General features: G+C 65.7%; 13 protein-coding genes. 10 read left to right on the forward strand and 3 right to left on the reverse strand.

Annotation, left to right across the window (positions count from 1 at the left end):
* Positions 1-199: 199 nt before the first annotated feature.
* Positions 200-439: a hypothetical protein gene (locus VFV09_03160; protein ID HEU4866706.1), complete on the reverse strand. Its 240-nt coding sequence runs from the start codon at positions 437-439 to the stop codon at positions 200-202.
* A gap of 260 nt (positions 440-699) precedes the next feature.
* On the opposite strand from VFV09_03160, the gene VFV09_03165 reads away from it, so the two are divergent.
* Together VFV09_03165 and VFV09_03170 are read left to right on the forward strand one after the other, a co-directional pair.
* Positions 700-1,194: an RNA polymerase sigma factor gene (locus VFV09_03165; GenBank protein HEU4866707.1), complete on the forward strand. Its 495-nt coding sequence runs from the start codon at positions 700-702 to the stop codon at positions 1,192-1,194.
* On the forward strand, positions 1,191-2,558 hold the full coding sequence (locus tag VFV09_03170; protein ID HEU4866708.1) for a fibronectin type III domain-containing protein: 1,368 nt from the start codon (positions 1,191-1,193) through the stop codon (positions 2,556-2,558). The genes VFV09_03165 and VFV09_03170 overlap by 4 nt, the downstream gene beginning before the upstream one ends.
* A 14-nt stretch (positions 2,559-2,572) precedes the next feature.
* Here VFV09_03170 and VFV09_03175 read toward each other — a convergent pair whose 3' ends face one another.
* A complete protein-coding gene (locus tag VFV09_03175; protein HEU4866709.1) occupies positions 2,573-3,025 on the reverse strand; it encodes a dCMP deaminase family protein in 453 nt (150 codons plus the stop codon).
* Positions 3,026-3,134: 109 nt separating this feature from the next.
* On the opposite strand from VFV09_03175, the gene VFV09_03180 reads away from it, so the two are divergent.
* Positions 3,135-3,893, forward strand: a complete 759-nt coding sequence (locus VFV09_03180) for a GH25 family lysozyme (protein HEU4866710.1) — start codon at positions 3,135-3,137, stop codon at positions 3,891-3,893.
* Positions 3,890-5,185, forward strand: coding sequence for a metallophosphoesterase (locus VFV09_03185; protein ID HEU4866711.1), 1,296 nt, complete (start codon positions 3,890-3,892; stop codon positions 5,183-5,185). The genes VFV09_03180 and VFV09_03185 overlap by 4 nt, the downstream gene beginning before the upstream one ends.
* Here VFV09_03185 and VFV09_03190 read toward each other — a convergent pair.
* On the reverse strand, positions 5,182-5,991 hold the full coding sequence (locus tag VFV09_03190) for an SDR family NAD(P)-dependent oxidoreductase (GenBank protein HEU4866712.1): 810 nt from the start codon (positions 5,989-5,991) through the stop codon (positions 5,182-5,184). The genes VFV09_03185 and VFV09_03190 overlap by 4 nt on opposite strands.
* Before the next feature lie 71 nt (positions 5,992-6,062).
* On the opposite strand from VFV09_03190, the gene VFV09_03195 reads away from it, so the two are divergent.
* From VFV09_03195 to VFV09_03220, 6 genes are all read left to right on the forward strand, one after another.
* The gene (locus VFV09_03195; protein HEU4866713.1) at positions 6,063-6,668 is read left to right on the forward strand and encodes a histidine phosphatase family protein; all 606 of its coding nucleotides are present in this window, start codon (positions 6,063-6,065) and stop codon (positions 6,666-6,668) included.
* Between the two features lie 54 nt (positions 6,669-6,722).
* Positions 6,723-7,550, forward strand: a complete 828-nt coding sequence (locus VFV09_03200) for an ABC transporter substrate-binding protein (GenBank protein HEU4866714.1) — start codon at positions 6,723-6,725, stop codon at positions 7,548-7,550.
* 99 nt (positions 7,551-7,649) lie between these two features.
* On the forward strand, positions 7,650-8,408 hold the full coding sequence (locus VFV09_03205) for an amino acid ABC transporter permease (GenBank protein HEU4866715.1): 759 nt from the start codon (positions 7,650-7,652) through the stop codon (positions 8,406-8,408).
* Positions 8,405-9,151, forward strand: a complete 747-nt coding sequence (locus tag VFV09_03210; GenBank protein HEU4866716.1) for an amino acid ABC transporter ATP-binding protein — start codon at positions 8,405-8,407, stop codon at positions 9,149-9,151. Before VFV09_03205 ends, VFV09_03210 begins: the two co-directional genes overlap by 4 nt.
* Positions 9,152-9,245: 94 nt before the next feature.
* Entirely contained in the window at positions 9,246-9,878 is a 633-nt protein-coding gene (locus VFV09_03215; GenBank protein HEU4866717.1) for a VOC family protein, read from the forward strand.
* 21 nt (positions 9,879-9,899) lie between these two features.
* Positions 9,900-10,173 (forward strand): hypothetical protein (locus VFV09_03220; protein ID HEU4866718.1); only part of this gene is annotated, 274 nt, incomplete at its 3' end.

Below are 10,173 nucleotides of genomic sequence, written 5' to 3' on the forward strand. Positions count from 1 at the left end.
GAATCAAAAGGTATTTCATGAGCCACTTCCATCCCTTTTTGCAGCCACATGCTGCGTCCAGCAACGTGTGGGGGGACTGATTTTCGACAGCCGGGCCGGAAAAAGTTAAAAAACAAAGGCGCCCCCAAAAAGGGGCGCCTCGGAATTTGTCATCCTCCCCCGAGCGGCACAAGGCCGCTCGAGGGAGGGACGGTTGGACTCAGGCTTCCTTGTCCAGGGGAAGCTGAGACAGGACGCCGGGGTTGGACCGGGGCGGCCGGAAATCGTAGACCTTGCAGGAGGTCGTCTCCCACTCGGGCCGGTCGGCAAAGCTGCCGTTCTCCTCGAGCTCGGGGTCGCCCCACAGGCGCTCCTCGCTCAGGCCGGCTCGGAAATCGCGGACCAAGGTCCAGACGAAGAATGCTGCCGGTATTGCCAGTGCTACTTGAATCCAGGTCATGACCTTGGCCTCCGCAATGCTTCAAAATGCTTGATTTTTGTCGTTGTGTATCTACAAACACCGCCGGAGGTCTTTGTGGGGTACAAGCCGTCCAATTTTTCGACCTCTAATTAGTTAAATCGAGCCCGCCTCACCTTTATTCCGGGAAATGTCCCCCACGTGCCGTCTTTATGGTGTTCGATCTATCAATGGGCAACCCCTCGGGTCCGAACGCGATTGAAGGAGTTCCTTCTGCAGCGCGACGAGACCAGCCGGAAAAGATGACCGAATCGCTAGCTCGGCCCGAACATGAGGCTCTGGCCCGGATCGCATACGGCATAGCAACTCAGATCTTGAAGGACCACTCGGAGGCAATGGACGTTGCGAGCGAAACGATGATCACCCTGCTTGCGCGCTTCGAGCCCCCGAGCAACAACGAGAGCTACGTGACCACGGTCGCCAAGAACCTCGCCAAGAACAAGCTGCGGGGACTCAACCGCCAGCGCAAGCGCCTTCAGTGGTGGACCGACCAGCGCCCCGAGCGCGACGGCCACGACCCGGACCGCCTGCTCTCACGCCTGGTCATCGAAGAGGCGGTCAAGACCCTCCCCAAGCGCCAGCGGGAAGCCATCACCTACTGCTACCTGGAGGGGATGGACCGCAGCTCGGCTGCCCGCCGGATGGGCGTGGAGGTTGCTTCGGTGAAGACCCACCTCAAGCGTGCCTTCCGGGCACTGCGTGAAGACTTGGCCGACGGCGCGGAGGACCTGCGTTGAGCGAGCAGGTGAAAACTCCCGAGTTCGACAACCAGTTCTGGGCCACGGTCGACAGCCGGGTCGAACAGGTCCGTGACCTCACCCTCGACGAGCTCCTCCGGGCCGAGCACGACCTGCTGGACGAGCAGCTCGAGGCCGAGGTCGTCCCGGTGTTCCCCGGGCCGTTCTGGAACCGGGTGAACAAACGTGCGGCGAACGTCCGTGAGATGGCCCTTTACGAGCTGGCCGACGCCGAGGAGCGCCTGGTGAACGGACCGGAATCCGGCCGAGCTCCCTGGCGCAACCTCATCACCGTTCCGGCCGTCATGCGGCGCATGCCCCGGATCCGCCCCTTCGGCGTGCCGCTGGGCGCCCGGATCAACACCATTGGATTTGTCACCGCGGTCCTCGCCGTCCTGCTGCTCCTTCCGCAGATAGCTCCGATCGCCAGCCTGGCCGACGCCGGCAAGCCGAGAGGCCCGCTGGCGATCTTCTTCTCGGCCGACCCCGAGGACGAGGACGCTCCTTCATCCGGAAAGACCGCGAACTCCGAAACCGGGTCGGCGGCTTCCTCGGCCGCCGGGACATCCGCGACGGACGGAAAACCGAGCTCCACCAAGTCGCCGGCCCCCGGGGCCTCCTCCAAGTCCTCGACCTCCGGTGAGCCGGGCGCGACCGGCGCGAACTCGTCGCCCGATTCAGAGACCCCCGCAGTTTCCGGCACGCCGACCGCCGGCATGGCCGCGGGGGAGGACGGCGCAGACTCGGCGCCCGGCCTATCGGCGGCTGTCAAGCCTTCGGCACCCTCCAACCTCTTGGTAACGGCCATCGACGACACCTCGGTGCGCCTGAGGTGGCGTGACCAGTCGGACAACGAGTCCGGGTTCGTAATCGAACGCAGCGGCGATCCGGCGGAGCGGCGCACGACCGAATCCAACCAGAAGGGCTTCATCTGGACCGGTCTGGCCCCCAACTCCGAGGCCTGCTTCAAGGTGCGGGCCCGCAACGATGCCGGCGTGTCGGCCTGGGCCCCGTCCGACTTCAGGTGCGTGAGGACCTACGAATCCCAGCCGGTCGGAGGGCCGGTTGTCCTCCAGGCCCTGGCGTGCAGCAACGAGGGGACGTTCGTCTCGGTGCCCGACGTTCAGGAAACCGAGATCACCTTCCGGAACCTGACCGGCCGTGCAGTGAAGATCTTCGAGCTCGGGCAGGAAGGGGTAAGGGAGCTCACTCCGATCCGGCTGGAGGCTGGTGCCTCGACCACGGTCAACACGTTCCTGGGCAACCCATACGTGGTCACCGGCGACGACGAAGCCGCCGGCTGCATGGCGCTGTTCCTGGGCCGCAGCTGGACCTCGGTCGCCAACATCACCGAACCGGCGTAACCGCCTTCGGGGCTCTAGACGCCCTGCCGGATGAAGCGGACCCGGACCTTGCAGTCCAGCAGGAACTCCTTCACCAGGTCGGCCTCGCCGTTCTCCGGGTGCGGCGCAACTACCTCCCGCAATCCGGAGTTGGCTATCAGCTTGGCGCACTCCAGGCACGGCGGGCCGGTGATGTACAAAGTGGCCCCCTCGCGCTGGTGGGGGTCGGCGTAGAGGATCGCGTTGGCCTCGGCGTGCAGCCCCAGGCACGGCAGGGTGGCATCCCCCTTCCGGCCCCGCGGGCACCCCCCCTCGCCGCAGTTGGCGTGGCCCGAGGGAGTCCCGTTGTAGCCGGTCGACCGGACGTGCCGGTTCGACACGATCACCGCGCCGTGGCGGTGCTGGGTGCAGCTGGACCGGGTCGCCGCCTGGCGCGCCAGGTCGAGAAAGTAGGTATCCCAGTCGGTGGGTGGCTTGGCCTTCGGCATTTGCGCTCATCTTGCCAGAAACGCGAAAAACGGCGCCCGGCGGGTAGGTTGAACCGCGCCGGCTAGTTTGGGGGTCGAGCTGCGGAAAGGCTTGAGCGTGACGGATTCCGTGGAAAGCAAGGCCGGGGGCCTGCGAGCGGCGCTGCTGCGGCTCTTCCCGGTCACGCTTGTCATCGCCGCGTTGTTCTTCGTCGGGTTTCAAAACGGCTACGTCCGCATCCAGTACCCGACCCGGGACGACTACCCCGTCCGAGGGGTGGATGTCTCCCGGCACCAGAACGAGATCGACTGGCCGGCGCTGGCCACCGGCTCGGAGATCGACTTCGCGTTCATGAAAGCGTCGGAGGGCACCGACCTGCGGGATCCCCGCTTTGCCGAGAACTGGAGCGAGGCGAAAGGGCAGGTAGCGAGGAGCGCCTACCACTTCTTCACCTTCTGCACCCCGGGTGAGGCGCAGGCCCGCAACTTTCTGACGGCGGCGCCGGAGGCCGGTGAGCTGCCCCGGGCCATCGACGTGGAGTTCTCGGGCAACTGCACGAAGTGGGAGACCGAGGAGCAGATCCGCACCCAACTCGAGAGGTTCGTGGAGATCGTGCGGGCCGAGGACGGCAGGACCCCGATCCTCTACGTGACCAAGGAGTCGTACAACCGCATCGTCCGCGGCGGTTTCGACGGCGTGCCTATCTGGATGAGGGAGATCGTCTTCCGCCCGTCGGAGTCGGACTACCCCAACCTGCTGTTCTGGCAGTACGCCGGAACCGGGCGCCTGGAGGGCGTCGAGACACTCGTCGACCTGAACGTCTTCGTCGGGTCCCGGGCGTCATTCGAGAAGCAGTTGGACGAAGGTGCTGGTACGGTCGAGAGGTGAGCCAGCTTTCAGATCTGCTGTTGTCGTGCTGGGTGGTGGAAGCGGCACGCTCCGCCGTAATGGCCAGCCGGGGGCAGGACGAGGCCGGGGTCCAGACCGCCGCCCGGGCCCGGATCCTCGCCAAGGCGTGCCACGACGACGGGGTTCGTATCGTCCCCAACTACGCCACCCTCCACTCGGCGTTCCTCGGCCAGGTCGCCGGGACCGACGAGGAGATGGGCGCCCTCGGCATGATCTTCCTGCAGCGCCTGGGCGCCTACATCGACGCCCACACCAAACTCCTGCTCTCCGAGGAGGACCACGCCAGACTGGTCGAGCTCGGCCAGACCGAGCTGGATGAGGTCAACATGGCACTGATGTCGGGCCGGCTCACGGCTCCCCCGCCAGGTGAGTGGCCGAAGGCCGAGGAGCGCAAGGCACCGGGCACCGTTCTCGCCCGCTTCGCAATCCTGGGCGACCCCCACGTCGGCCTGACCGAGACCAACGAGTCCCTGGTCACCGCTCTCCGGCATATGGCGGCCGACGGCGCGGAGTTCGTGGTGGCCAACGGTGACCTGACCCGGAACGGCGACGCCGAGCACTTTCACCTCGCCCGCAAGATTTTCGACGAAGCCGGTCTGGACGTGATGGTCACCCTAGGCAACCACGACCTGTGGGGCGGCGAGGGCGAGCAGTCGCTCGGCATGGAGCGGTTCCAGGCCGCTTTCGACGGAAAGCCCTACGGCGTCAGGACCCAGAACGGGGTCCGGGTGATCGTGATCGACTCGGCCGACCCCCGGCGCTCCCCCTTCCCGCCCTTCGACATGATGATGGGCGAGTTCAAGGACGCCCCTCCGCAGACGGTCCCCGGCGGTACGTTCTCTCCCGAGACCATCGAGTGGATACGAACGCTCGAGCCGGAAGGACCGACCTTCATCGTCCTGCACCACCCGCCCTACCCGTTCCTCGGGGTGCCGCCGCTGGTCTTCGGCCTGGACCAGGCAAGCACCGCGCACCTGGCCGAGCTGGCGGTCCGGGTCGGCGCTAAGGCGATCTTCGCCGGCCACTCCCACCGGTGCCACCTCAACTACTTAGAGGACGTACCGGTCTTCGAGCTTGCTTCGGCAAGCGACTGGCCCTTCGGGTACACCTTCCTCGAGGTCACGGACCAGGGGTGGTCTCTGAACCTTCGGCCCATCGAGTACGACCCCGAGCTCGACCCGATGAGCCACCGGGACTACCTGTTCCGCCGCTACGCCACCGGCCCCGAAGAGGCGCGGTCGTTCGTCGCCCTGAACGAACCCGGCGACTAGACCTGAACCCGCTTGTTCGGGTTCCTCGAACTCCACACTTTGTGCGACACCCGCCGGCGCAGGGGACCCATCAGCAGGGTCAGGTAGTAGCCGACGTTCCACCAGCCTTGCACCCGCACCTCGTTGCTCCCCGACTCGATCCCATGACAGGTTGCCTCCGCAACCCGGGAGGCGTCCATGACCGTCCAACGCAAGAACGGGTCTTTCAGCAGCGCATCCATCGGGAACCCTTCGGTATGCACAAAGCCGGGGCACACCGCCATCACCTGGATGCCTTTGTCGTGCATCTCGCCCCAGAGCGCCTCGCTGAAGCCGACCATGGCGTACTTTGAGGCGGTGTAGGGCGCGGAGCTCGGGATGGGGATCCGGCCGGCCATCGAAGCCATGTTCACAATCACCGGGGTGTGGCCGTCCCGGGGCGCGTGAGCCATCAGCGGGAACAGTGCCTGGATGCACCAGATCGGCGCCAGAAGGTTGACCTTGAAGAACTCCTCGATCTGCTCGAAGCTGCTTTCGGTAATCATGCCCGGCCCCGGGATGCCCGCGTTGTTGAACAGCACGTCTACCTTGGGAGTGCGGGCGGCAAGGGTTTCGGCCATCGCCCGGATCTGTTCGGGCTGCGAGAGGTCGCACACGATGTAGGAGTGCGGTTCGCCGCCCAGCTCGTTAACGAGCTCGTCCAGCTTCTCCTCCCGGCGGGCCACCGCAACGACGGTCGCTCCGCGTTTGGCAAACGCCTGGGCGGTGGCCCTGCCGATGCCGCTGGAGGCGCCGGTGATCACGCAGGTGAGCCCGTCCCAGTCCATGCGATGAGGCTACCTTGCGGGCGGGCGTTATATTGCGATTCCGCCACCACTCTCCGAAAGCCCGGGAACAAGTGACCCAAACACTCATCCATCTGGTTCGTCACGCCGAGGTCGAGAACCCGGACAACATCTGGTACGGCCGACTGGAGGGCTGGGTTCTTTCCGAGCGGGGGCTGCGCCAGATCGCCGCGCTGGGAGAGCACTTCGCCGGCACGCCCCTTGCCGCGGTCTACTCCAGCCCGCTGACCCGGGCGATGCAGACCTCCACCGCCATCGCCGAACGCCACGGGCTCGAGGTTCAGGTCAACGAGGACATCATCGAGTCCGAAGCCCACCTCCAGGGGCTGCCCGGAGACCGCCGGCTGTTCAAGAACCCGGCAAACGTCAGGTACTTCCTGAACCCGATGCGCCCGTCGTGGGGGGAGCCCTACGTCAGCATCCGGGCCCGGATGGCGCAGGCGGTGGCGCAGATGCGAAAGGAGCACCCCGGCGAGCACGTGGTGGCCGTCTCCCACCAGACGCCGGTCCTGGTCGCCCGCCTGATGTTCGAGAAGAACCCCAAACCGCCGTGGCGGGCCAAGGTCCCCTGCCAGAGGGCGTCGGTCACCACCCTGAAGTTCGAGGGCGACGAGTTCGTGGGCACCGATTACCTGCCGGTGGGCTCCTCGATCGCCTAGACCATTTTTGGTCGCGGGTGTAGGTTTCATCGCAACCTAGTGGGAGGGTCGGCGATGAACAAGCTGCCACGCATTTTGATCGTTCTGGCCTTTGCCGCCGCTGCGTGTGCCGGCGGATCCGAGGAGCCGAGCGAGACCACGACGCAGGGAGGGTTCTCCCCGGTCGAAGATGGCGTCCTGACCGTGGCAACCAACCTGCCGGCCCCGGGATTTTGGAACGGCGACGACCCCTCGGCCATCGAAGGCGGGTTTGAGTACGGCATAGCCACCGAGCTGGCCGAACGGCTCGGTCTGGACGGCGTCAAGGTGGTCAACGTATCGTTCGACGCCCTGGTGGCCGGCCAGGCCCGGGACTTCGACATCGCCCTCTCGCAAGTGACCATCACGGACGAGCGGGCCGAGGTGGTCGACTTCACGGTCCCCTACTTCAGCTCGGACCAGGGCGTACTGGTGAGGAAAGGCACCGACGTCTCCGACCTCGCCGCCGCCAAGGCGCTGCAGTGGGGCGTGCAGGCGAGCACCACCGGGCAGAGCTTCGTCGACGAACAGATCCAGCCGGCCGAGGAGACCAGGGTCTACTCGGAGACGACGCAGGCCTTCACCGCGCTGCAGGCCAACCAGGTGGATGCGGTGCTGCTGGACACCGCCATCGTCCTCGGACAGGCGGCCGAGCCCGGATCGCCCTTCGAGGTGGTCGCCCAGTTCAAGTCCGGGGAGGCCTACGGCGGAATCCTCCCGAAAGGTTCGCCCAACCGGGAAGCTATCGACGAGCACCTGCAGGAAATGATCGACGACGGAACCACCGCCGAACTGAGCGACGAGTTCCTCAAGCCCGAGCTGGGCGGGGACCCCACCAAGGTGCCTTACATCGAGATCCCATAGGGGCTCCCCCTGGTCCCCTCGATAGTCCGGCCGCCGAAGCCCGAGGGCCCGGCGCTCGGGGAGCCGCCTCCCGCCCGCCGCGGTCCCCGCAGAGCCCTGTTGCTGGCGCTGACCGCCGGCCTGGTGGTGGTTCTCATCACCTCGGCCGACGGCCTCGTCCGCTTCGGGCACACGTTCTTGGACCGCGAGATTCTCGCCGAGAGCCTGCCGTCCATCCTCACCGGGTTCTGGATGAACGTGAAGCTGTTCATGGTTGCCGAGGCGCTGGTGCTCGTTTGGGGCCTGGTGGTGGCCCTCGCCCGATCGGCGCCGGGCCCGGAGGCGGCCCCGATGCGCTGGCTGGCCATCGGCTACCTCGACTTTTTCCGGGGGCTCCCCGCTCTGGTCACCATCTACCTGGTCGGTTTCGGGCTGCCCCTCACCGGTATCCCGATCTTCGCCAACCTGTCGCTGTTCAGCCTGGGGGTGCTGGCGCTGACCCTCATCTACGGCGCTTACGTCGCCGAGGTCTACCGGTCGGGAATCGACGCGGTCCACTGGAGCCAGAGCGCAGCGGCCCGTTCGCTGGGGCTGTCGAGGCGGCAGACGATGCGGTTCGTGGTCGTCCCCCAGGCGGTGCGCAAGGTGATCCCGCCCCTGCTGAACGACTTCATCTGCCTGCAGAAGGACACGACGCTGGTGTCGTTGATCGGGGTGCTGGAGGGTTTCAACCGGGCCCGGATCTTCTCCGGCAACCGCTTCAACCTCTCCCCGGTGGTGGGCCTCGGACTTTCATTTGTGATCATCACCATCCCGATGGCCCGCCTGACCGACTACCTGGTCGACCGGGACCAGAAGAGGATGAGGGCTGCGGGATGAGCGCCCTCCTTCAGATCGGGGACGTGCACAAAAGTTTCGGGAGCAACCGGGTCCTGGCCGGGGTCGAGCTGGACATGGAGGAGCACTCGGTCGTGTGCCTGATCGGCGCATCGGGCTCGGGCAAGTCGACGCTGCTGCGCTGTATCAACGGCCTGGAGCGGATCGACTCGGGGTCGATAACCGTCGACGGCGTCGAGGTGGTCCAGGAGGAGGAGAGCCTCAACCGCCTGCGGCGCAAGGTGGGGATCGTGTTCCAGAGCTTCAACCTGTTCCCGCACATGACCGTGCAGCAAAATGTCACGCTGGCGCCGAGGCAGGTGCTTAAGCTGCCGGAAGAAGAGGCGAACGAACGGGCAGCCGAGCTTCTCAACCGTATCGGGCTGGCCGACAAGGCCTCCGACTACCCCGACCGCCTCTCCGGCGGCCAGCAGCAGAGGGTCGCCATAGTGCGGGCGCTGGCGATGCAGCCGCGCCTGCTGCTGTTGGACGAAGTGACGAGCGCCCTCGACCCGGCGCTGGTCGGCGAGGTCCTGGACCTGGTGCGGGACCTGGTCAAGGAGGGCATGACGCTGCTGCTCGCCACCCACGAGATGGGTTTCGCCCGCCAGGTCGCCACCCAGGTGGCCTTTCTGGACGGCGGCCGGATAGTGGAGAAGGGCCTGCCGGAGCAGATGTTCACCGACCCGCAACAGGAGCAGACCCGCACGTTCCTGAAACGGATTCTTGCTTCGGGACGGCTCTAGCCGCGTGTAGAAGACGAAATGATGCCGAGGGAAGCGATCGAGGAAGTCATTCAACTGTTGGTTGCGGACTCTTCGAGTACCACAGGCGAATCACATGAACAGCTCATTAGGGGTAGAGCCGAAGAGCAAGCGGAGTATTTCGATGGTACGTAACGCGGGCGCGGCCTATATCCGAGAGACGCTCGGCGTCGAGCTCGAGCCGGGCGGCGAGCACGGGCGGATGGGCACGCACAATCGCCTTCTGAAGCTCGGCGACACGGCCTATCTCGAAGTGCTTGCGGTGAAACCGCTTGCGCCTAAACCCGGCCGCTCTCGCTGGTTCGGGCTCGACGCCCTTGGTTCCGGCGCACCGCCGCGGCTTGCCACGTGGGTAGTACGCGTCGACGACATCAACGCAGCAGCGCGTGCCTGTCCGGGCTGCGGCGTGATCGAGCCGATGACGCGCGGCACACTCGAGTGGCGCATCACGATTCCGGCTGACGGATCGCTGCCCTTCGACGGCGTCATGCCCACACTGATCCAGTGGAAAGAAGGGGCGCATCCGGCAAGCCGCATGACGGATCGCGGCTGCCGCCTCGTGAAAATCGCAGCCGGCCACCCGCAGGCGGAGCGCGTCTGGAATGTCTTGCGCAAGTTGAAGCTCGAGGGCTCCTTCGCGATCGAGAGCGACAACGCGCCGCGATTGACGGCAGTGATCGAAACGCCGCATGGATTGTGCACGCTCTAGAGTTCCCAACGAGGAGAACGAGTGACTCAACTCGAAGATCTGCCAGCTTTACGGATTGACTCAATCTTGGACATAGGGCAGCCGGCGTTAGTGGGCAGGTTCACTCACCTGAAGGGGGTTAGGCTCGGAAGGAGTTGGCTCTTTGCGGGCGTTGACTCGTTGATCGGCGATCTGGTCGATCTGGATAAGGACGGCGGTCGTGCAACGTTCGTAGCGCCATTCTGGACTCCGGCGAGCCCGGTACAGGTTGGGAGTTCACAGCCCTGGCTTGAGGACTATTGGGAACCCCACCACC

The organism is Actinomycetota bacterium (genome assembly GCA_035759705.1).
Lineage (GTDB): Bacteria > Actinomycetota > CADDZG01 > JAHWKV01 > JAHWKV01 > JAJCYE01.